Below are 22,208 nucleotides of genomic sequence, written 5' to 3' on the forward strand. Positions count from 1 at the left end.
CAGCTCAAAAACTGGCGCATCCTGCGCAAACTACGCTGCTGCCCCTACCGGGCCGGACGCATCGCCAAGGCCATACACGCCCTGCTGAACTACGAACTCACCGCCACAGCAGGATGAAAAAGGCTCAGTGATCCGCTACGCAAAGAGGCATACAGGCTCGACGCCGAACATCGGAACCTGTACCAGCGTCAGCGGTCGAACTGCGCGGAAGGCTCTGCGTGGAAATCGCCTGATTGGGATGCGTCGACACCTCGCAGGTGACGTAGTTGAGCACGGAATTCCGTGAATCAGGCCTGTCCTTCGAGAAGGGTCAAGGTGGTTCCTGGCACCGGAATCGTTTTAGTAACACGGAGCCCAGCGGCGACGAAGAGGGCAGCAACTTCATCGGTGGTGCGTTCGCGGCCAGTGAGCATGGCTAGCATGATTAGGTCGAGCAGCTTCCCGGAGTTGTGTTCGTTGCCGCGTGGGATGGCAGCGTCGATAGCGAGGACCCGGGCTCCAGGGTTTGCCGCATTGGCGCAGTTCTGCAGGATTCGGACGGATTCGTCGTCGCTCCAGTCGTGTAAGATGTTCTTGATAAGGTACACGTCCCCGGAGGGGACTTCGGCGAAGAAGTCACCGTCGCGTGTTTCCCACCGGCCCGCGATATCGGGTACGTCAAGGACGTGCTCGGCGAGCACGTGTTCACGGTCGAACAGTACACCCCGAAGCCCGGGGCTTACCTGCAGCACCGCCAGCAGCAGCCCGCCGTGCCCGCCGGCGAGATCGATGATCGTACCGGTTTCCGGCCAGATGTAGTTGTCGACGACGATTGCTGTTTCCAGTTCGGTAAGCGCGGCCATGCCCCTGTTGAACGCGTCGTTGTCCTCAGGGTTGGCGGCGGCGTACTCCCAGAATCCAGTGCCGAACAACTTATTGAAGCTGGGTTCGCCGTTCGCGACCGCGTGGTGAATTTCTCCTACCGCGCGCCACTTCAAGTGTTCGGTGAAAAATAGGACACCCTGCTTGATGCGGCTGTTCTTGCTGAGTCCTTCTGCCTGAGGTGTCATGGCGAACACGCCCGGCTGGTTTTCGGTGAACACTCCCTTGGTGGCCAGGACTCGCAGAATGCGGTACAAGCTTTCCGCGCGCACGTTGGTACTGTGCGCCAGTTCTGCAACGGACAGTGGGCCTGTGGCGAGGTAGTCGGCGATTCCTAAAAGGGCTGCGGTACGGAGCGCGGCCGGATAGACGTAGCTCAGTGCGTCGTCGATCAGGGATGTGGAGAAGCTGTTCGACGCATTCAGGTCCGTGTTGGTCACAAAAAGCCCTGCCTTTCAGCTGACGATGCCGAGAGCGAGCGGAAAACTAGGTGTTCCGCCGAGGAGGTAAGCCCCGGCCGATTGGGTGATCACGTCTTGACTCAGCACGTGTTGGCATATCGTGTCGAGATCTCGGGACCATCGGCCCAGCGGTGATGCGGTGTAGACCGAGGTGGAGCCGAACAGGTCGTACAACCGTCGGACGATGCGTCGAGAGGCGCGCATGGTGTGCTGGCAAACCAGCATGATTTCGATGCGTTCGTCCGGCGACAGGACGTTGAGATTGCCGCCCTGAACTCGGCGCCAGTGGTGCTCGAGGGAGCTGTAGACGGCGTGACGCATTGCGATACAGTCCCGTTCGCACTCCCCGATTGTCTTCTGTATCCGATAATCGTTGGCCTTGTTTTTGGATCGCACGGTGTCGCGGGCATAGTTCAACGCCGCTCGGGCGACACCGAGGGGAACGCCGGGCATGTTTCGGATGAACGCCTCCGGCGTGGCCAGTGGGCCAGAAAGGCGCGGAGTGCTGAGATTCACGACGTGGTCGTCTTGAACGAACACGTCTACGACCTCGAAATCGATTGATCCGGTTCCGACGAGACCAGTTGAGTGCCACGTGTCGTGCAGCGTGACGTCCGCGGAGTCGAGGATCAATAGCCGATAGGAAGGGTTTCCGGCAGCGTCGGTGTCCGCTTCTCCGTCGGTAACGATATGCGCTCCGGCGAACACTCGGTCGGCATGCGTAATTCCGGAAGCAAGGCTCCACCGACCGCTGAGCCGATACCCACCCGAGACACGCTTGGCGCGACCCATAGGGCTGACCATGCCCGCGATGGTTGTATCGAGCGTCGGAAATAGGGATTTTAGGGCGGATTCGGGCAAGAATCGGGCGAACACGCCACAGTCCGAGTTGATCATGCTACACCAGGCGGCCGAGGCATCGGCGTAGGCCAGAGCTTCCAATACTTCGACTTGCTGTGCGATTGTGAGGTCCGGCCCGCCATGTTCGGCGGGCCAGCACATCCGGAACACGCCAGTGCGCCGCAGCATCTCCACCACGTCGGCGGGGAGCCGCCGAGCTCGTTCGATGTCGTCGCTGCGTTTCGCCAGTGTAGGCGCGAGGTTGCACGCAGCGGCAAGAATCTCATCAGCCGTGTTAGGAACGTTCATTATCGGCCACCCCCAGGTGGACTTTCCGAGGAGTCGCTCTCGGGACGCAACCGCCTCGATGATGGTGTCCTCGTCTTTGCCGCCTGCTGCACGTAGTACAGCTCCGACCGGAAAGGCCTTTCGCATTCGGCCACGAACTCGTTGAATAGGTTCGTGTAGATCCGCTTTCAGAATGATTCCACATTTGCAGCAATTCCTTGCGCTGACCCTTCGGCTGCAATCATATTACCTAAGTGGCTCACGATGCGATGCATTTGTAAGCGCAGGTAGTTGACTTTGGTTTTTGATGCACGTATATCGCGGATTTGTGCACCAATCATCGTTGCTCCCGATGGAATGATCGCGGCCCTAGCTCTTCAATCTCGTAGCCGTTCGGATATGACAACGACACTGGAAGTACCGGACGGGAGTCCGGACGAGTTGGTCCAACACGCAGCAGTTGAGCCCGGACGTATAGGGCCCAATGCGCGATCTTGCGGGCTGTGGCGCTAGGCTTCGGGTAACGAAGCGCGGCGAGCAAAGGTGGGTCCATAGCCGCCTTCGCTGCGTGCTTCAGCACGGGGGCGATCGGGCGCGGGTACCAGGAGGTGAACAGTTTCAAGGTGGCGTCAGCAACGCGGCGCCCGCCGTGGTCAACGGCGAATTGGTCTCGTTCATAGTCATTGAGAAGCTTGGCGAACTCGTCGTAGGTTTCTGGGATGTCGGAGATGTGCATTCCCTGACCGAGGTAGCGCATGCTGTTGGTCAATGCGCGCACCTCGTTGGGATGTAGGCGTCTCCAGCCGAACTGCTCAATCCAGCGGACCGGGGTAACCACGAACGTCGCCAACGTGTAGAGGTAGTCGTCGTTGCTGATCCTGAACCGGCTATGGATGGCGTTGAGCTGATCTAGCGCCCGAAGTCCGCGGTCGCTGTTAGCTCCCCAATAGAAGATTTCGAACAGGATGAGACGGGTGTCGTCGTAGCGTTTCTGGGGGCGCTGTGTGAGCTCCCCTGTGCGGTCCAGCAGTCCGCCGATGCTGGGGACCGCGTAGGTTCGGAACAGCGCGAGCTCGAGGGCCTTGGTGATATCCCATGGAAACTCGTACACCAGGAGAAGGCGGAAGATCTCGTAGTGGTCACGGTCGGGGTCAAGAGCGAGTATCTGCTGGAGTCGGTCGAATCGGCGCATTATCGGGGCCCTCCGGTGAACTCGTCCTCGCTGTAGCGTGGGGAAGCATGATTGTACCAGCGGGAAAGCCCGATCCAGTCCCGTGCGGTACGCATACATGCCCGGCATGCTTCGGAGACGTCGTCCCTCTTTCCTTCGAGTTCGGCGAGCATGCGTTGCTCTGCATTCAGAAAGCGTTCGACGTAGCCGGCGGCGAGGGTGCGCATCTTGTCAAGCGCTTCGGCGCGAGTCAATCCTTCGTGTCCCATGAATACGGCTCCGAGGTTGTGCGTGTGACCCGCCGCAAGTTCCATCGGTAGAGACACCATGTCGTTGTGGATCACGCAGAAGATTTGAGCAGCATCCATCACTGACCGGTAGGGGTCTTCTTCGCGCATTTGCTTGGGTAGGGCAGAACCGGCATTGAGTTCGGCAAGGTCAACCCAAGCCTCGGTGAACCAGGTTCCGTGGCGCAGGGCCATGTACTCGCGCTCAGTCGGCTGGTAGCCCGCGCTTCGTTGCCGGTGTTCCTCGGTGAACTGGGCGAAGATCTCGGCGAGATGCCTCGCGAACCGGCTTTCCCACTCAGTGCCCATCCCCTGGGCGTAGAAGCGGCGCACGATGTTCGCCAAACCGCGCACCATCGGATCCGAGTGCTTCTCGTGGTCCTCGGGATCCTTTGCGGCAGCGGCCAAGTCGTGATGGGTCGATGGCCAAGCCCGATCCGGGGCAAAGAAGTAGTCGTCGTAGATGAAGACCCAGACCATGAAATCGTTGATCGCGGCCACTGCAGCCCAGGAACCGCCGATGTAGCAACGCGGAACGAGCGTGGTGCAGAGGTATTTGTGATATCGGGCGGCGATCTCGGGGGTGGCGATTCCCTGGTCGATTAGCCAACCGCAGGTTCGTTCAGCAACGTCGTGTGCTCGTGGATCAACTCGGTCGGTGAAGCATGTTTCGACGAGTTCGATCGTCGGCAGATTGCTCATGCCGTCCCCCACGCGTAGTAGATCCCGAGTCCGAGGTCCGCGGTGCTTGGGTTGGACAGGTAGTCGTTAAATGAGTTCACTTCGTGTTCTTGGATGCGTTCTGGCGCGGCGACTGCGTCTACGGCGGCCGTCTCGACGACCAGGCGCAACGACTTGATGTGGGATTGCGCCCACGCGTTTCCTCCGTAGATGGGCGGGAACTCGACTCGGCACCCGATGTCGCGGAGTCCGGCCCTGTTCATCTCGGCTGGGAGACTCCAGCCGCAGGAGAAGTCGGCACCGCTAACCTTCTCAACAAGGTTGAAGCAGCGGTCCATCGTCTTCTTGTAGATGGGGTCCGCCATGTTTGGTGGTAGTACGGGGTCGCCGATGACAAGCCGTCCGCCTGTGTTGAGCCACGCGGTGAGTCGTGTGATGACATCAGGTCGATTGTGGGTCCATGCGACAACCATTCGCGCGTGGATGATGTCGAATCCGGGCTTGAACGCCGGGTCCTGCTCGTCATGAGTGATGTCACCTGCGAGCCAGGTGACGTTATTGTCGGTGCCGATGTAGTCGAGGAACCGCAGGTCTCGGTCGAGGGCGGTGACATCCGCGCCGAGCCTGGACATCCATAGGGCGATGGTTCCGGTGCCGGCGCCGACTTCCAGGCATCGGAGGCCTTCACTAATGCCGATTTCGGTGAGTGTTTGGGTGGTGAATTGGTCGAGGACCTCGGTCTGGCTGTCGAGCCGATCGGCTTCTTCCGCGGTGCTGGTTACGGGGAAGATGGTTTCACCGTAACCAGGGTTCTTGCGAGAAGTTTCGCGCGCTCGGCGAGCAGTGTGCTCTTGCATGTGGTCATCAACCTCCAGTCGAGCAGCTTCTCTAACGAACTTTTTCCTGGGTTCTGTGGATGGCTATTTCGACCGTGGTACTGCTGTCATAGGTAGCATGTTCGGGCGCAAGAACGTGTCCGGAACCGGTCGCACGAACTGTCCATTGATGGGTTGCAGAGACCACCGTTGCGCGATCGACGCGACAGAAAGCCGGAGTTCGACGGAGGCGAATTCAGCACCGAGGCAGGTCCGCGGACCTTTGCTATAGGGCATCACGTTGCGGTGGAGCGACTGTTCGAACTTCTCGACGATCCACCGGTCAGGGTTAAACCGGTTCGGTTCCGCAAACACGCGAGGGTCTCGGTGCAGGGCTGAGTGACTGAACAGAACCTCGGTCCCTGCAGGCATTTCAACGTCGGCGATAGTGACAGTTTCCACAGCTTTACGAGTGTTGATCAGCAGCCCGTAGAGCCGAAGAGACTCTTCTACAACTGCTGCCACATACGGTAGGTTCGGTAGATCGTCGAACTGGACTGGTCGACCTTCGAGTACGACGTCCACTTCTTCGTGTAGTTTCCTCTCGACGTCGGGGTGTTGACCAACCCCATGGAAGGCCCACGCGAGGCTACGTCCGGTGCTATCAGTGCCGGCGAACAGGAGGCCCACGACTTCGTCGCGGACCAGGTCGCGGTCGAGAGGTTCCCCTGTGTCGGGGTCGGTCTCGTTCAGTAGAAGGGTGAGGCAGTCGTTTCGGGTGTCTTCGTGCTTCTCGAGGTCGCGTTGCTTGACGATGCGTTCGACGATGCTGTGGAGGTACTTCCTGAAATAGGCGATTCTATTTCTGTCGATTGCCGACTCCGGGGCTATGAGCCTCATGAAGGCACTGCTCTTGTCGTAATCAAACGCGTCCCAGACGTCGTCTGCCAGCCCGCTTCCCGCTGGTTCGTTCAGGATGGTGCGCATAAACATCCCACGGACGATCCGCATGGCCTCTTGGTCGAACTCCAGGCGCTGCCCCGAGATCCACGACCCAGTGACCCGGTAGATCTCCTCGACCAGGCGAGGGGCGAAATCACGGGCGATGCGGTCTTTGTGGAATAGAGGTTGAATGAGTCGGCGCTGCTTGCGGTTGGACTGGTTATCTGCGACGAGCATCCCGTTGCCAGCGCCGACGACTCGCAGTTCCTCTTGTCCCCGCCCCTTTTCGAACTTCCGGTATTGCTCCACGAGGACCTGGTGAGCAGCGTCAGCGTCGGTGAGGACGTAGGCGTGGATCCCTCCGAGATCAACGCGTACGACCCTACCGAGAGTGCTCAGTGAGTCGAGGAAGGCGATGGGCTCGCGGGCGAGTTCGCCCATGTGTCCCACCATCGGTAGCCGCCCTGGCGCGACCGGGACTGGTAACGCTTTCGACATCGTGCTCCACTCCTGAGGGACGTCAAGCGGAGAGTGTGTTTTCTATTTCTTCGGTGAGCTGGTCCGCTTGCTCAGCGGTGAAGTAGCGGCGGGGTTGCATCACGTCGAGGCTGATCACCCCGTTGGAGGCCTCTCCGATCCCGATCGCCGGGTAGGTGATGGGGGTTTCGACGGGAAAGCTGGGTGGGGACGCTGTAGTCCCCGTAGGCAGGGTGAGTGGGTTGCATCGCCCGAGGAGGCTGCTCGCGATGAGCGCGGAATTTTGGGCGGCGGCTCTCTTCCAGAGGCGCGGGAAGGCGGCGAACTCTCGCTGTGGAGTTTGGCGGCTGATGGCGGAGCGGAGTTGTCGCCAGATGTCGCGCGCAACGTTTTCGGGTGGGGTATCAGAAGCAACGGAAAGGCTGGTGTAGGCCGGCGCGGCGGCGAAGACCATGTGGTCCTGAGGAAGTGGAGGGTTCAGGTGGGGCCGCAGGTCCACGGGGGTGGTAAAGGTCATCGGAAGTGGTGATCTGATGGAGGTGATGCAGCGGCGGGCGGCGACGGTGAGCGCGCCAAACAGGAACGCATTGGTCCCTAGGCCGGAGCTTCTTGCGCGTTGAGTGATCAGGGCAGCGCGACGTGGCGGGATCTCGATGCGGCGGCAGTGCACTCCGCTTTCGTCTCCAACGGCGTGGTGGGGAATCGTCGCGGTCGGTTCCGGGCTAAAGTTTTCGGAGCGGAACCTGTTAAGGTCCTCTTGACTGTAGGTGCCGCGCAGGAGGTCTTCGACGGGTTCGGGAAGTCCCCTGGTTCCAGGTGTGGTGGGTGGCGGTGTGGCGTTAGTGGTTGCGGTGTATATCCGCCAGAGGAGTTCGTGTAGTGCGAGCACGCTGGCGCCGTCGCTGATGGCGTGGTGCACAGCGAGGAACACAGTGTGGCTTTGGTCGCTATTGCGCACTACGGAGGGACGGAAAACGGAGCCTTCCTTGGGGAAGAGCGCGGTAGCTTGGTGGAAGTCGGTGTTGGTGATGAGCTCCGGCGGTTCATATGTGGGTTCGCACCGCAGAAGTGGGCCGTGTGGGGACGAGGCAAGTCGCGCCCGCAGGACGTCGTGATGTTCATGGAGGGCACGAACCGATTCACGGAGCGCGTCTAGGTGCAGCGGGCCGTGGAGGGTGTAGGTCACGACGACCGGTACTCCGGATTCGGCACAGGCGGCCTCGGTGGTCGCGAGTGCACGTTCTTGACCTTCGTGGACTAGTGTCATAGTTCTTCTCCGGACATGACGATCTCCTCACCCGTGGCGGCGCCTTGTGTCCCGGCACTCCGGGACGGGCGGGCAGTTGGTGATCAATCCGTCGTTGTTAGCTGCTTTCCCCGCTTTCCTGCTGCTCGCCGACGAGCATTGCCCGCTAGATCAGTGTTGTGGCGATGACTTCCCCTTTCTGGCCTTTGATCGCTTTTTCGTGATCATAGAAGCCTTGGTGGCCCGGTAGGTCCCCGCTGCTGACATCTCCATCGGTTTGCCGGTGCTATGCAGCGTCCACCGGGACGCGATGCTGGCGATCCAAACCCGACTCTCGTACCAGGCAAACGTATCCCCGATGCACTTCCTCTTCCCCTGACCGAAGGGGGCCCATGTCCCGTCTCGTGGCTGCACCACCTCACCGGGAAGCCACCGGTCAGGGTTGATGCGGATTGGGTCCGGGTAGAACGCGGGGTCTCGGTGTACTGCGGTCGGGCTAAAGATGATTTCATTACCTGGATTGATGCGCGTCTCTCCGAGGTCGACGGGCTCCACAGCGTTACGCATCAAGATCCATGTCGGGGCGTACACACGCAGAATTTCGGTGACGAACGCTGCAAGGAAGGGGAGGTCGTCGATGTTTTCAGCGGTTACCGGGGCGCCGTTCAGGACGGCGTCTACCTCTTGGTGCAGGCGCTCCGCCATATCCGGGTTCCGGTCAATCTCGGAAAAAGCTGCGGTTACGACGGAGGAGACGGTTTCGACTCCTGCGAGCATCAGCGTGACTACCTCGTCGACGATCTCATCGTCGGTCATGGAGGTCCCGTCCGGGTGCTGATCACGGAGCATCGTGGAGATGATGTCGTCGTAGTATCCGCCGCTTTCGCGCCGGCGTTGGATCAGTGACCACGTCTCATCACGCAGTGCTCTGCGGCCCTCCTCAAACTTCTTGTTACCTGGCGTAGGTAACCTCGTGATCAGGTCCGGAAGGAAAATCCTGACCCCGATGCCAGCAATGAATCGGTCTATCACCTCTTCAGTAACTACGGCCAGCTCACGCGCCCCTCCCGGGTCGCTGAACATGGCTTTCGTGAGGGAGTGGGTCGCCAACCGGGTCAGTTCTTTATCTGCTTCGATGGTGGCGCCGTCCGACCACCCGGAAGTGATCTCCGCTACCGCTTCGACGAACTTGGGGATGTAGCGCTCGACACTGAGCCGATTGAACATGGGCTGCATTAACCGGCGGTTCCGTTTGTGCTTCTCACCTTCAGAGCTGATGATCCCGTCACCGACGTACGGCCGGGTACGCAGGATGATCGTTCCTTTGACGAATTTGTCGGCGTCGGTGACGAGAATCTGCCGGATAAGACCCGGGTCGTTGACGAGGTAAGCATCCTTGGTGCCGAGCTTCATCGGAACCAAAGCCCCGCTCTTCCGGGCTTCTTGCATGTAATCCAAGCGCTTCACCGCGAGCTGTGCGGTGCGTCCATACATCGCGAGAGTGCTGGCGCTTCCACTGAAAGGGCAGTTCATGGCTTCTCCAGCCGATGGTTAGTGTCGCCACATGTCTTCCTGGGAGGATTGGTAGCGGCATGTTTCCATGATCCAGTCGAGTTTGCCGCGAACCTCCTCGGCCATTGCCGTGGCGTAGCGGTGAGCCCGGTCTTCACTGAAGGCCCTGGTGACCTGGTCTTTGAGGTTCATGAAGTTGCTCATCGGGTTCACCGCCGAGCTTTAGGGCCTCGTCGATAAGGGTGTCAACTATCTTGTCTTCGGGGACGGTGGTGATCACTTCACCACCAACGAAGATCTGACCCTTGCCGTTACCACAGGACACGCCGATGTCGGCGTCGCGCGCTTCGCCGGGCCCGTTGACGACGCAACCCATAACCGCCACTCGGAGCGGATAGGGAAATCCGTCGAAGGCGGCTTCGACCTTCTGGGCGAGAGTGTGCACGTCGACCTGGGCGCGCCCGCAGGATGGACAGGACACGATCTCCAGGGATTTGGGGCGCATCCCGAGGGAGCGGAGGATGTGGGCACCTACCTTGACTTCGTCCACTGGCGGGGAGGATAGGGAGACGCGGAGGGTGTCGCCGATGCCTTCGGCGAGCAGGACGCCGAAGGCGGTCGCGGACTTGGCTGTGCCCTGCATCGCTGGTCCGGCTTCGGTGACTCCGAGGTGTAGCGGGTAGTCGCAACGTTCCGCCAGGAGCCGGTAGGTGTGGATCACCGTCAGTGGATCGTGATGCTTCACCGAGACCTTGATGTCGCGAAAGTCGTGCTCTTCGAACAGCGAGCACTCCCAGAGCGCGGATTCCACAAGGGCGTCCGGGGTTGCCGCGCCGATTTTGGCGAGCACGCGCGGGTCGAGGGACCCTGCGTTGACACCGATTCGGATCGGCGTGCCGTGGTCCTTGGCGGCCTGCGCGATGTCTTTGACCTTGTCATCGAACTTGCGGATGTTGCCCGGGTTGACCCGGACGGCCGCGCAGCCCGCGTCGATGGCGGCGAACACGTACTTCGGCTGGAAGTGGATGTCAGCGATGACAGGGATCTTGGATCTCCTGGCGATCTCGGGGAGTGCGTCCGCGTCGTCCTGGGAAGGCACGGCGACGCGGACGATGTCGCAGCCCGCGGCAGTGAGTTCGGCGATCTGCTGGAGAGTGGCGTTGATGTCGGCGGTGACGGTGGTCGTCATCGACTGCACCGAGATGGGGTGTTCGTTACCAACACCGACATTGCCGACCATGAGCTGTCTCGTGGGACGACGCTGGGCCAGCAGTCGCGGTGGTGGCTGGAGGAACAGGTCTGTAGGCACTCTTTCCCCTTTCTGCTCGACCGTAGTCATTTGCCCTGACACCCCCTGCGTGGTCGAAGAGTCATCGGCAGATGCCGAATGTGGAGCACGGCCCCAGCGCCTGTTTTGATCTGGTGTTTGGGGAGAGGGTCCAGTTGCCACCGGGCAGCAATCGCGGCGATGGCGACGTGTAGCTGGTTCCACGCGAACGCCTCCCCAATGCATTTGCGACCGCCCGAACCGAACGGGATGAAGAAACGGGGAGGTACGCGTCGTTCAGGGCCCAGCCACCTATCCGGATCGAAGCGGAACGGATCGGAATACGATTCCGGATGGTGGTGTGGGGCGGCTGGGCTGAAGAGGACGTCTCGCCCTGCGGGGATTTCGAATGCCCCGAGCTGCACGGGCTCCGTGGTACGCCGCATGAGCAGCCAGGTGGGACTGTGTACGCGTAGGACCTCGTGGATCAGCGCGTTTGTAAACGGAAGGTGGGAGACGGTACTGCTCTCGACGGAGCGGCCGGCGAGGACGGTATCAACTTCGTTGTGGAGACGGTTGCGGAGGTCGGGCCGTCGACCGAGTTCGTGAAAGGCCCAAGTCAGCGTCGTCGCGCAAGTTTCAATCCCGGCGATGAACAGTGTGAGAATCTCATCGCCGAGCTCCTCCTTACTCATCGGTGTCCCAGTGGCGTCGCGGGCGGCAAGAAGAATGGACATCAGATCGCCGCGGGCCTCACCGTCAGCTTGGTAGGCGGCGATCATCTGTTGGGTAGCCTGGTGCAGCCGCGAGGCGAGCGCGTGGAATCGTCGATTTCCCCTTGTTGGAATTTTGTACAGCCACGTCGCCGGAACGAGAGTGCGCTTGCCGAGAGAATTCACGAGCTCCGGAAGGGAATCCTGCACCAGTGTGCCGAATTCCAGGGCGGCTTCGGTGTTGAACAGTGTGTGGGAGATGATCGACGTCATGAGTCCGTGCATCTCCCGTTCCACCGCTACGGTCTGACCGGCCCGCCAGTTTCCGATGTATCGGCCAGCGGCCTCGGTCATCCGGCTGGTCAGCCCGTTAATGCTGTCGTGATGGAACCCCGGTTGAATCATCTGACGCTGACGCTTGTGGAACTGACCATCCGAGGTGAGGAGTCCATACCCCACGTACGGCCGGGCGCGCTCGAAGAGCAAGCCTTTGGCGAACTTTTTCGCGTCAACGACGAGGGCACGATGAATCAGGTCTGGGGAAGTGAGGACGTGGACCGGCTTAGGGCCGAGATATATGGTGACGGCGTCGCCGTATGCGCGCACGGATAGGAGGTAGTCGAGACGGCTTCCGCGCAGGAGAGGAACCGCGTGTCCGAGTAGAGGCAAGCTCCCAGGTGCAACTGGTATGGCGGATGTACTCATATGGCGGAACTCACCTTATTTCGGTCAACAGCTGGCCGGTACTCCACCTTGTAACGGGCAGTCCTTCGCGACCAGTCGAGGTTTCCGCGAATCCATCCGCGCAAGCTCTGAAGATAGCGGCGCAGTTCAGGGGAAGCTGACGAGGCGACCTCGCGCTCTGCCTTTAAGTATTTTCGTAATTCCGCGTCATGGATACGACCTACTTCGACGAGCGCGTTTTCTAGCGTGCGGCCCTGCCGGGCCAGCAAACTGGGAAGATTGTAGTTGGCGGTCGGAGCTTTCGACTCGACCTCGGCGGGGTAGAGATCATTAATAAGCATAGCAATGTTCGACGACATTACAATCAACTCGCGTACTGGAAAGGATTCGATCTCGTCGGGCGGAACTTCGTAGCCTCCGAGCGCGTCGGCGATGGCCACGCTCGCAGTGAGCCCATTGCGTTGGCGATGCGCGAGGTATTCTCTTAGCGTTGGTTCGCGTTGCTGGCTTCGCCACGCCAGTTCCTCGGCCCATGCCGATACTAGAACGATTAGTTCCCGCCGGGCGCGGCCGAGCTGCGCCGGGGAGGCTATAAGGCCCAACCGTTCCATCACGTCACGCACTGCTGCGAGCACCGCAACGAGAGTGGGATCGCACGCCGGCTCACGGGTAACCTCAAGATCGATACCCGCCACCGTTAATGGTTCGTGCAGCGTACTGATGAGCGAGTGCAGGCGCCCTGAAACCAGGGCTACATCATGGCTAGCCTGGCAATCGTCGAAAAGGTCGTCCATCGCGTTCTGCATGGCAAGGTACTGGCTCCCTAGAACCAGATAGTCAAAATTGACCACGTCGGGGTAAGACAGTGTCGCTAGAAGCCCGAATTTGCTTTGTTCATGCCAGCGCAGATCGCTCTGCTCGGCCTGGAACAAGCCGAGATTCCGGTACCAGTCGCGTACGCTGACATCGGCGCCATCGGCCAGTTCGGGGTCGGCCGTCTGATCGAATGGACAATACAGCTCTGGGATTGGCCATCGAGACATCGTAAGGATCAGCTCCTACTCTTGTTCTCAACACACCTATGTCGTGGCAGAGGCTGGAGGCGCAGGTCTGTAGGCACTGTTGCCCCTTTCGATGCGGTCGGGGTGTCGGTAGATCGATCGGCCGTTGAGGACCTCGTGAACGAGAGTTTCGATACCGGCTGCGTCGAGCAGGCTTTCCCGGAGGATTTGCTCTCGTGTTCCGTGTGGCATGAAGGTGCGCGGAACGCCGAGGTTGAACACCTTGCTATGGGCACCTGCGTCTTGAGCCGCTTGTGCGATAGCCGATCCCATACCGCCGGTCCGGCTTGCGTCTTCGACGGTGAACACGTAGTCGAACCCGGTGAGGAAGTCGAGCAGGGCTGGTGCGGGTGGGATGGGCCAGCGCGGGTCGATGACCGTGGCACCAATGTTGTGGCGTTCGATGTTATGGGCGACTTTGGTGCATTCCTGTGCGACAGGTCCGATTGCCACGAGCAGGACGTTGGTGTGTCCTCGGCTGCTGGTGAGTACGTCGATCCCGTGAACGTGCTCCTGGGTCGGTATGTCGGTACGTGCGGTTGCTTTGGGGTAGCGGATGACGGTGGGGCCGCTGGTGGTGTCCACTGCTTCCCGGAGGAGTTGGCGGAGGCTGGTGGCGTCGCGCGGCGCGCCGATCTGCACTCCTGGGATCGCGGACATGATGACGGGGTCGAAGATGCCGTGGTGGCTTGGTCCGTCGGGTCCGGTGATTCCGGCGCGATCGAGTACGAATGTGACAGGTAGGCGGTGTAGGGCCACGTCCATGAGGGCTTGGTCGAAGGCTCTGTTGAGGAAGGTGGAGTACAGGGCAACGACGGGTTTCGCGCCGCTGAGAGCGAGTCCTGCTGCGCTGGTGACGGCGTGTTGTTCAGCGATGCCGACGTCGTGGACGCGGTCAGGGAATTCTTCAGCGAACGTGCCTAGCCCAGTGGGCAGTAGCATCGATGCGGTGATGCACACGAGATCGGGGTGTTCGTGGCCGATCTTGGTGATTTCCTCACCGAAGACGTGTGTCCAGGTCTGTTTGCTGGGTTTATCGGGTTTTCCGGTGGTGGGGTTGATGACACCAACCGCGTGCATGCGGTCGGCTTCGTGGGCCTCAGCTGGGTCCCAGCCGTGTCCCTTGCTGGTGAGGCAGTGCACCACGACGGGCGAGTGAAGGTCTCGCGCGTCGCTGAAAGCCTTCTCTAGCGCGGCGATGTCGTGCCCATCGATGGGGCCGATATAGTGCAGATCGAGGTCGGCAAATATATTGCCGTTGGATGGGTGGGTCACCAACGTGGATAGGTGTCGGGCGATACCGCCGGCTGTGGGGGCGTAGGAGCGTCCGTTGTCGTTGAGTACGATGACGACGGGTGCGTCTGGGGCGGAAGCGAGGTTGTTGAGTCCTTCCCAGGCCATGCCTCCGGTGAGAGCTCCATCTCCGAGGACAGCGGCTACGTGGTGGTTGTGCTGTTGTGCAGCTATGGCGAGTCCGTGCGCGTAGGCCAGAACCGTGGATGCGTGGCTGTTTTCGATGACGTCGTGCGCCGATTCGGCTTGGGCGGAGTAGCCGGATAGTCCGTGGCGTTGTCGCAGGCTGGGGAACTGGGAGGCGCGCCCAGTAATGATCTTGTGTACGTAGGCTTGGTGCCCGATGTCGAACAAGATGCGGTCCTGGGGCGAGTGGAAGACCCGGTGAAGGGCGAGGGTTAGTTCCACTACCCCTAGGTTCGGGCCAAGGTGACCGCCGGTGGCGCATACGTTGTCCACGAGGAACGCGCGCATAGCCTCGGCGAGGTCGCTCAACTCGCCAAGCGATGCGTTGCGGATGTCCTGCGGAGAAAGCCCTGCCAACACTGGGTCGCTGGTTATCCCACCCATGCCGCCCCTCCCTTAGGATCGATCCGTCCGGTTGGTCGTCGCCGCCGGCTCAGGGGAGACGAGGTCCTCGAGATAGTTGGCCACGTCGGCGGGACGCATGTTGTGGCTGGTTGAGCTGGCGTCGTAGCGGCCGGTCGTGCGCCCCCATTCATAGTTTCCCCACATCGTGGGACCCAACGCGAGTCGGACATACTTCGTGGCGTTTTCGCGGTCTTCATCTGAAAGTTGGAGAGTTGCGCAGAATGCGTTGAGACTTTCCTCAACTTTCTCGAATTCGTCGATCATTCGGTGGACCGCGTCGGCGGTTTCTTGGATTGCCTCGTTGCGGTGAAGTTTGCGAGTGCGCTCCAGAAGGAGGACGGCGTTGAGCACGTCGTTGCGATGCGCTTCCTTTTCGAGCGATTGGACATCATTCGCGAGAATTGTGACATCGGCTGTCAGTCTGCGCATGACTTGCATTTGCGGCGTGTGGAATACCGCCAGGGGGACCTCAAAGTGCTGAGCCCGTTCGCACATGGAGAGGACGGGATCCACTCCGATGGACGACCGACGGAAGTCCAAGTATTCGTCGAGCGTGTCGAAAGAACAATCTTGCCGACGCAGAGCCTCTACGGGGTATCCTGTGAACCAACGCCCCCAGTCCTGGGCGGCTCGCCTCTGCCAAGCCAGGGACATTCCTCGGCAAGACTCCTCCCAAATCTGAGCCCAGGCCCGGGTTACCGGGACGTCGAGCGCGGGGGGCGTACCCGGGGGCTGTTGCAGGAGCTCGATGAGCTCATGGTAGGCGGCGACAGCTTCGTTGCGCAGTCCCCGCGGGTCATCGAATTGGTCGTCGAACAGGAAAAAGAAGCCCATCTGGTTTGCGCCGAGGAGCAGGTCCTCCCCAGTTGCTTGAGGGTAAAATAGCGAAGCGAGTTCAGTCATTTTCCATCCGACGAACCGGGCTTTGGCCTCAGCGCTGCGCAACATCCCGTTCGAGCTGAGCCAATCCAGGCTGGCTTGACGGATTGGTTCAAGATCTTCTGCGACCGGAGTGACCTCGAATGGAATTCTCAACTCAGCTGTCTGTGGCATCGTGTCTCCTTCGGCTTGAAATGGTCCAGTATTCGGGTGGCAAGCGTGGCGTCCGCCCATGGTTCCAATGAAGGCCGCGAGGGTGGGCTCCACCACCGATGCACTGCGGATGTTCTATGGGGAAAGCCCCGCCAACACTGGGTCGCTGGAAACCCCGCTCATGCCGCTCCTCCCAGTTGTGTGCTCCGGTGGTCTGTGTACGCGACAGAGCTGTCCGACGGCAGGTCAGCTCCCGCCATGTGGGAGCACGGCTGCCGTTGGGACGATCTGCTCTCTACCGTCAAGTCCCGGCTTACGAACGACGAAAGCGAGGGGCTATGACCGCAACCGTGGATTCAGTTCGGAGCCGCGTCGATGACGCCCTGGCAGAGTTCATGCGGGAACGCATCTACCGGGAGAAACCGCTGTGGGGCGATGCCATCGCTGCCTTGATCAGCGAGTACGTGACCAAGGGAGGAAAGCGCCTCCGGCCGGAGCTGTGCTACTGGGGATGGCGTGCGGCCGGTGGTAGTGACACCGACTCGATCATCAAGGCCGCAGCATCCCTGGAGCTGTTCCACGCGTTTTGCCTGGCCCACGACGACGTCATGGACAACAGCGACACCCGACGCGGAAAGCCCAGTCTGCACCGATCGTTGGAGAAAACCCATCGAGACATGGGATGGTCAGGTAACCCTACAGCGTTCGGGCGTCACATGGCGATCCTGGCCGGTGACCTGCTCATGAGCTGGTCTGATCAGATGTTTCAGGAGTCTGGTGTCGGGGCACGGTGGATCCATGCTGCGCGCCCTCTCCTTGCGCAGATGCGTAGTGAGGTGGTCGCTGGTCAGCAACTCGACTTGAGGATTCAACACCGCACAGCTCCGACCCTGCGCGATGCGTTGCGGGTGATTGAGTACAAGACCGCGCGCTACACGGTCCAGCGTCCGTTGCAGATCGGCGCCAAGCTCACCGGCGACGCATCTCCTGGCCTGATGGCTGGACTGGCTTCGTATGGTGTTCCGCTGGGAGAAGCGTTTCAGCTGCGTGATGACGTTTTGGGGGTCTTCGGTGACCCATCGATCACCGGAAAACCGGTCATCGACGATATCCGCGATGGCAAGCAGACCGCGCTGATCATCATCGCTCGAGAACTTGCGGGCAATGACGAACGCGAAGTTCTTGACCGGTGGTACGGCAACCCTAAGATCACCCAGCACAGCGCAAAGCAGGTTCGTCAGGTGATCACGTCGACAGGGGCATTGGAGGCAGTTGAAAACATGATCGGTGATCTTGTCGCGGATTCCCTTGCCGCGTTGGAACAAACTGCCGCCGTTCATCCGGACGCGAAACAAGAACTGGCGGGTCTGGTGGACAGACTGACACGGCGAGACGCTTGAAAGGACAGCTCGATGTCGAAGAGGGTTCTACTTGCTTCTCCACGGGGCTCTTGCGCTGGAGTTGATCGCGCGGTGGAGACAGTGGAAAAGGCACTTGAGCACCACGGCTCACCGGTGTATGTGCGCAAGGAGATCGTGCACAACAAGCACGTTGTGCGCACCTTGGAGAAACGGGGAGTGGTCTTCGTTAACGAAGCCACCGATGTCCCAGAGAGGGCGCTGGTGGTGTTTTCCGCGCACGGCGTCTCACCAGCCGTACACGAACAGGCCCGCCAACGGGAACTACGCACGATCGATGCCACGTGCCCGTTGGTGACGAAGGTTCATAACGAAGTGAACCGTTTCGTTAACCAGGGATACGAAATCTTGCTAGTGGGCCATGAAGGGCATGAAGAGGTCGAAGGTACCTACGGGGAAGCGCCTGATCACATCCAGATCGTCAACGACGCAGCCAGCGTGGATGCGGTGCAGGTACGCAACCCAGACCGGGTGATGTGGTTGTCACAGACCACGCTGAGTGTGGACGAGACGATGCAGGTCGTCAATCTGCTGAAGAAGCGGTTCCCGAACCTTCAGGACCCTCCCAGCGATGACATCTGTTTCGCAACGTCGAACCGGCAAGCCGCGATCAGAGCGATCGCGCCGGAGTGTGATGTGGTACTGGTCGTTGGGTCGCAAAACTCGTCGAACTCTATTCGGCTTGTGGAGGTCGCGCTGGCTTCGGGCGCTGCAAACGCTTACCTGGTTGACTATGCCGAGCAGGTTGACATCTATCGCTTGGACGAAGCGGACACTATCGGTGTGACCAGTGGTGCTTCTACGCCAGAAATCTTGGTTCGGGACCTTCTGGAGTGGCTAGCCAAGCGAGGCTGGTCCGACGTGGAGGAGAGGGTGGCAACAGTCGAGACTCAGACCTTCGCTCTCCCCCGGTATCTGAAGCACAGCGGGACCTGAGTTGGACAGAAGCGCTCTCCGAGCTCGGCACCAAAGGCGGCCTGCGCACCGACCCGCGCGCTGCCCAGGATTTCGGTTGACACTCGGTCGATTGTTATGGGTGGAGGCTTCCATATCGATGGCGAGCAGGAAAGAGCAGGAGTGTCACGGCGACGTGTTGTTCGCCAAGGGCCGCTCGGACGAGGCGGCGCGGCTGGCTGCGATCGCTGCCGCCTACGACCCGGCCAGCCGGCAGCTTTGGGCGTGGGTGAGGGCTGGCGGTGCCTGGGCATCAGGGCGGGCCGAGCACAGTTGCGGTGTAGCTGGCCGAGCAGGACGGGGAGGTACCGAGACGGATCGGGACACCCGCCTGCTGCGGGCGCTGCCGAACCGCGAGGACCTGCAGGTGCTGGAGGCCGACCTACTGGACGGGAAGCTTGACCCGGGCCAGTTCGGACCCAGTTCGGACTGGTGCACGCGCAGTTCATGTTGATGAGTTGCTGAACGACGAGGTTCTGCCCCTCGCGCACACGGTGACCGCGTTGCCATCGCAGGTCATTGCAGAAACCAAGCGGTTGAGGATCAGCTTTCCGAGGAGGCGCGGACGATCGCGGCGCTGTCTGGCACAGCAGATGCCCGCGAAAGGCTCGCCGCGGTGATTGAACGCAGGCGCGCCAACTGCGGGTCGTGCCCGCGGAGGCGATCGAGGCGGTCATGGCCGATGCGACGGTGCGTGCCCTCGTTCGACCGGTAGCGGTGAACGGCCCCGCGCTGAGGCGGTTCAGCGCGTGATCAACGCGATCTGGGGCGGCCTGAAACCTGTCGTCGCCGCCGTCGAAGGGTTCGCATCGGAGCTGGAGCGGCTCTCGCCCTCGCGTGTGACCGCGTCGTCGCCACTAGGTTCAGCACGACCTTCCCGGTGTCGGGCTCGCCGGCGACATGGGTGTGTTCGCCTCACTGAACGTTTTCCACTTGGCGTGGCGGGGTCGCGGTGCTGGTGAGGTTGGGTGCGGGGCGAGAAGAAGCTCCTGGTAGACGAGTGGATTGACTAGATCAACTCTGTCCCTACCAGGAGCTTCGAGCGCTTTCTTACCCGTCGTCGATGTCGGTGTCCAGTCGCTCGCTGACGATGCTGGCCGAGGCGTTACGCCGCGAACGACGAGCACGACGCACGCGCTGGCGGCGCCTCGATCCGGGAGAGCAGGCGCTGTTGGTGCTGGCCTACCTGCGCAAAGGCGAAACGTACGCGGATCTCGCGGGTGGGTTCGGGATCGGGTTGGCGACGGTGTTCCGCTATGTTCGCGAAGCTCTCGATGTGCTCGCCGCGATGGCCTCGTCGTTGACGACGGCGGTCGGAATCGCGCGGCGGAAGGCGTTCGTGATCGTCGATGGGACCTTGCTGCGGACCGATCGGGTGGGCATGACCGGTGGACGGGATCGGCCGTTCTACTCCGGAAAACACAAACGACATGGGGTGAACGTGCAGGTCCTCGCCGATCCGGCCGGGCGATTGATCTGGACCTCACCTGCCTTGCCGGGTGCTCGGCATGACATGGGCGCGGCCCGCGAACACGGCCTGCTCGACGCACTCGAGAAAGCTGGGGTGCGGGTAATCGCCGACAGCGCCTACCGCAGCGCGAGCGCGAATGTCGAAGTCCCGCACCGCCGTCCACCGCGCGATCCCGACACCGGCGAGCGCCGTCGGCGGCTGTCGGCCAACGAGAAGGCCGTCAACTCCGCGCACGCCCGGCTCCGCGGACCGGGCGAACGCGCGAACGCCCAGCTGAAGTCCTAAAAGATCCTCCGCAAGGTCCGCTCCAGCCCACGGTTGGCGACCCGCCTCGTCGACGCCGTCCGCACCGTCATCCACGCGAACTGAGACCAAGTGGAAAACGTTTACTGTCCGACGCGCGTCGGGCCTGCCGTGGCTCGTCAGGTGATGCTGCTTGCGCAGATCCGGCAGTTCAATGGACTCCTCACGAGTCACGCCGTCACGGGAAGTTCGGCGACTTCGGTGGCACGCATCCAGTTGGCCAGGCAACCGGCCGGGATACCGAAATCGGCGGTGACCTGCTTCAACGACGTCTCGCCACGACGGGCCACGGCGACCACATCATCACGGAACTCCTGCGGATAGGCTTGAACACGGTTGACGTCCTTCCAAGCGAGGCCGAAGCCTCACACCTCAGGTGACCTGCCCCAGAGTTTCTTACCCGTTTCGGTGTGAAGATCGGGCCTCGCTGAAAGGCTGCGATCCATGCCCCGACCGTATCCACCGGAGTTCCGCTTCCGGGCCGTCGCTCGTTCGAGCCGGTAAGCTGATCACTACCGTCGTCACGGAGCTGGACATCAGCGCCGGCGCCCTGCACAACCGGGTCCGCCAACGTCAGATCGACCGCGGTGAGCGTCTGGGACCACCACTCGTGAGAACGCCGAGCTGACGAAGGCCCACAAGCGCATCCGGCAACTCGAAGAGGAAGTCGAGGTCCTCCGCAAGGCAGCCAAGTTACTCGGGGAAAACCGTCCCGTCCCAAAAGGATTCACTCGGTGATCGATGCTCTCGTCGAGGCCGGGCACCGGTCAAAGGTCTGCTGCCGCGTGCTCGGGGTCAGTAGCCCGGGCTACTACCAGTACAAGACCCGGCCGATGTCGCCGACGAAGATGCGCCGCCAGTGGCTGACCGGCTTGATTCGGGAGGTCCACGATGCCTCACGCAAGACCTACGGGTCCCGTCGCGTGCACGCCGAACTGACCCGCGGCATGGGCATCGCGGTCAGTGTGAACTTTGTTGGCGAACTCATGCGGCTCGCCGGGATCGCCGACCTTCCAGGTCCGGTCTAGGTCAAACGGTTGAAAGGTGTTGCCGCAGAGGACGATCTCGTTTACCGGAAGTTCCATCGACAGTCGCCCAATGAGTTGTGGGTTACCGACATCACCAAACATCCCACCCGCGAGAGAAAAATCTACTGCTGCGCGGTGATGGACACGTTCAGCCGCAAGATCGGCGGATGGTCGATCGACAACTGTCAGGACACCACCCTGGTCATCAACGCGCTCGATATGGCCATTAACAGCCGCACACCACCGCCCGGCGGCATCGCGCCGACCACGGCGTCCAGTTCACCTCGTAAGCCTTCACCAACAAGGTCCGCTCCGCGGGTCTGATGCCCTCGTTCGGTACCATCAGTGATGGGCTCGACAACGCGATGATGGAGTCGTTCTGGTCGTCCATGCAGATCGACTGCTGAACTGGAAGAGGTGGCGCACGCGCCTCGACCTGGCCAATGAGTTGTTCACCTACATCGAGATCTTCTACAACCGCCAGCGACGACATTCCCAGCTCGACTACGTCTTGCCGATCGAGTACGAGTTATCCTCCGGGCGCCCACCCATTCCCTGAGGCGTGTCAAGGATCTTGGACGGTCCTCGGTGGGTTTCCTCAGGCCGCGGTCGCGGTGAGGTGGTCTCAGTGGGCCTCGGCTGGGGTGCGGTAGCCGAGGCTGCTGTGGAGTCGTTTCCGGTTGTAGAACACTTCGATGTGTCGGCGACAGCGAAGCGGGCGCGGGCTCGGGTGGGGAACGGTTCCCGGTGATACATCTCGTTTTCATTGAGGCTTTTTCATCTTGATCTTTGCGGGGCTGGGGGTGGTGGGG

The 22,208-nt window shown here is 61.1% G+C and carries 17 protein-coding genes and 4 pseudogenes; 5 read left to right on the forward strand and 16 right to left on the reverse strand.

What is annotated here, in order from left to right; all coding sequences use genetic code 11:
• A pseudogene (locus tag E1181_RS28460) lies at nucleotides 1-117 on the forward strand (IS5/IS1182 family transposase); the annotation flags it as partial.
• A gap of 170 nt (nucleotides 118-287) precedes the next feature.
• Here E1181_RS28460 and E1181_RS28465 read toward each other — a convergent pair.
• The 14 genes from E1181_RS28465 to E1181_RS28525 all read right to left on the reverse strand — a co-directional run bounded on the left by E1181_RS28465 (nucleotide 288) and on the right by E1181_RS28525 (nucleotide 16,243).
• Nucleotides 288-1,301 (reverse strand): methyltransferase, encoded by a 1,014-nt coding sequence (locus E1181_RS28465; protein WP_132679507.1) that lies wholly within the window; start codon nucleotides 1,299-1,301, stop codon nucleotides 288-290.
• Between the two features lie 15 nt (nucleotides 1,302-1,316).
• Entirely contained in the window at nucleotides 1,317-2,471 is a 1,155-nt protein-coding gene (locus E1181_RS28470) for an acyl-CoA dehydrogenase family protein (protein ID WP_132679508.1), read from the reverse strand.
• A gap of 167 nt (nucleotides 2,472-2,638) precedes the next feature.
• A complete protein-coding gene (locus tag E1181_RS31610) occupies nucleotides 2,639-2,791 on the reverse strand; it encodes a hypothetical protein (protein WP_165944774.1) in 153 nt (50 codons plus the stop codon).
• On the reverse strand, nucleotides 2,788-3,642 hold the full coding sequence (locus E1181_RS28475; RefSeq protein ID WP_132679509.1) for an oxygenase MpaB family protein: 855 nt from the start codon (nucleotides 3,640-3,642) through the stop codon (nucleotides 2,788-2,790). Before E1181_RS28475 ends, E1181_RS31610 begins: the two co-directional genes overlap by 4 nt.
• Complete coding sequence (locus tag E1181_RS28480; RefSeq protein ID WP_132679510.1) at nucleotides 3,642-4,610, reverse strand: terpene synthase family protein; 969 nt, start codon at nucleotides 4,608-4,610, stop codon at nucleotides 3,642-3,644. Before E1181_RS28480 ends, E1181_RS28475 begins: the two co-directional genes overlap by 1 nt.
• Nucleotides 4,607-5,446, reverse strand: coding sequence for a class I SAM-dependent methyltransferase (locus E1181_RS28485; protein WP_132679511.1), 840 nt, complete (start codon nucleotides 5,444-5,446; stop codon nucleotides 4,607-4,609). Before E1181_RS28485 ends, E1181_RS28480 begins: the two co-directional genes overlap by 4 nt.
• Before the next feature lie 63 nt (nucleotides 5,447-5,509).
• Nucleotides 5,510-6,844, reverse strand: a complete 1,335-nt coding sequence (locus tag E1181_RS28490) for a cytochrome P450 (protein ID WP_132679512.1) — start codon at nucleotides 6,842-6,844, stop codon at nucleotides 5,510-5,512.
• Nucleotides 6,845-6,866: 22 nt separating this feature from the next.
• Nucleotides 6,867-8,090: a phthiocerol/phthiodiolone dimycocerosyl transferase family protein gene (locus tag E1181_RS28495; RefSeq protein WP_132679513.1), complete on the reverse strand. Its 1,224-nt coding sequence runs from the start codon at nucleotides 8,088-8,090 to the stop codon at nucleotides 6,867-6,869.
• 150 nt (nucleotides 8,091-8,240) lie between these two features.
• Nucleotides 8,241-9,518: a cytochrome P450 gene (locus E1181_RS28500; RefSeq protein ID WP_235877119.1), complete on the reverse strand. Its 1,278-nt coding sequence runs from the start codon at nucleotides 9,516-9,518 to the stop codon at nucleotides 8,241-8,243.
• A gap of 217 nt (nucleotides 9,519-9,735) precedes the next feature.
• Nucleotides 9,736-10,890 (reverse strand): flavodoxin-dependent (E)-4-hydroxy-3-methylbut-2-enyl-diphosphate synthase, encoded by a 1,155-nt coding sequence (gene ispG / locus E1181_RS28505; protein WP_408010858.1) that lies wholly within the window; start codon nucleotides 10,888-10,890, stop codon nucleotides 9,736-9,738.
• A gap of 26 nt (nucleotides 10,891-10,916) precedes the next feature.
• Nucleotides 10,917-12,266 carry a cytochrome P450 gene (locus E1181_RS31905; protein ID WP_132679516.1) on the reverse strand — a complete coding sequence of 450 codons (1,350 nt, stop codon included), beginning with the start codon at nucleotides 12,264-12,266 and terminating at the stop codon, nucleotides 10,917-10,919.
• Complete coding sequence (locus E1181_RS28515) at nucleotides 12,263-13,288, reverse strand: terpene synthase family protein (protein WP_132679517.1); 1,026 nt, start codon at nucleotides 13,286-13,288, stop codon at nucleotides 12,263-12,265. The genes E1181_RS31905 and E1181_RS28515 overlap by 4 nt, the downstream gene beginning before the upstream one ends.
• Nucleotides 13,289-13,324: 36 nt before the next feature.
• Nucleotides 13,325-15,169 (reverse strand): 1-deoxy-D-xylulose-5-phosphate synthase, encoded by a 1,845-nt coding sequence (locus E1181_RS28520; protein ID WP_132679518.1) that lies wholly within the window; start codon nucleotides 15,167-15,169, stop codon nucleotides 13,325-13,327.
• Between the two features lie 12 nt (nucleotides 15,170-15,181).
• On the reverse strand, nucleotides 15,182-16,243 hold the full coding sequence (locus E1181_RS28525; RefSeq protein ID WP_165944778.1) for a terpene synthase family protein: 1,062 nt from the start codon (nucleotides 16,241-16,243) through the stop codon (nucleotides 15,182-15,184).
• Nucleotides 16,244-16,560: 317 nt separating this feature from the next.
• Here E1181_RS28525 and E1181_RS28530 point away from each other — a divergent pair, with 317 nt between their 5' ends.
• The 3 genes and pseudogenes from E1181_RS28530 (at nucleotide 16,561) to E1181_RS28550 (ending at nucleotide 20,434) form a co-directional block, all read left to right on the forward strand.
• Nucleotides 16,561-17,622 (forward strand): polyprenyl synthetase family protein, encoded by a 1,062-nt coding sequence (locus E1181_RS28530; protein ID WP_132679520.1) that lies wholly within the window; start codon nucleotides 16,561-16,563, stop codon nucleotides 17,620-17,622.
• Nucleotides 17,623-17,634: 12 nt separating this feature from the next.
• Complete coding sequence (locus tag E1181_RS28535) at nucleotides 17,635-18,576, forward strand: 4-hydroxy-3-methylbut-2-enyl diphosphate reductase (protein ID WP_132679521.1); 942 nt, start codon at nucleotides 17,635-17,637, stop codon at nucleotides 18,574-18,576.
• Nucleotides 18,577-19,657: 1,081 nt separating this feature from the next.
• A pseudogene (locus E1181_RS28550) lies at nucleotides 19,658-20,434 on the forward strand (transposase family protein).
• Nucleotides 20,435-20,538: 104 nt separating this feature from the next.
• On the opposite strand, the gene E1181_RS32660 reads toward E1181_RS28550, so the two are convergent.
• Entirely contained in the window at nucleotides 20,539-20,667 is a 129-nt protein-coding gene (locus E1181_RS32660; RefSeq protein ID WP_268952513.1) for a hypothetical protein, read from the reverse strand.
• Nucleotides 20,668-20,812: 145 nt separating this feature from the next.
• Here E1181_RS32660 and E1181_RS28555 point away from each other — a divergent pair.
• A pseudogene (locus E1181_RS28555) lies at nucleotides 20,813-21,955 on the forward strand (IS3 family transposase).
• 66 nt (nucleotides 21,956-22,021) lie between these two features.
• Here E1181_RS28555 and E1181_RS28560 read toward each other — a convergent pair.
• A pseudogene (locus E1181_RS28560) lies at nucleotides 22,022-22,161 on the reverse strand (IS3 family transposase); the annotation flags it as partial.
• Nucleotides 22,162-22,208 lie beyond the last annotated feature (47 nt).

The sequence above is a fragment of the Saccharopolyspora terrae genome (assembly GCF_004348435.1).
Taxonomy (GTDB): domain Bacteria; phylum Actinomycetota; class Actinomycetes; order Mycobacteriales; family Pseudonocardiaceae; genus Saccharopolyspora; species Saccharopolyspora endophytica.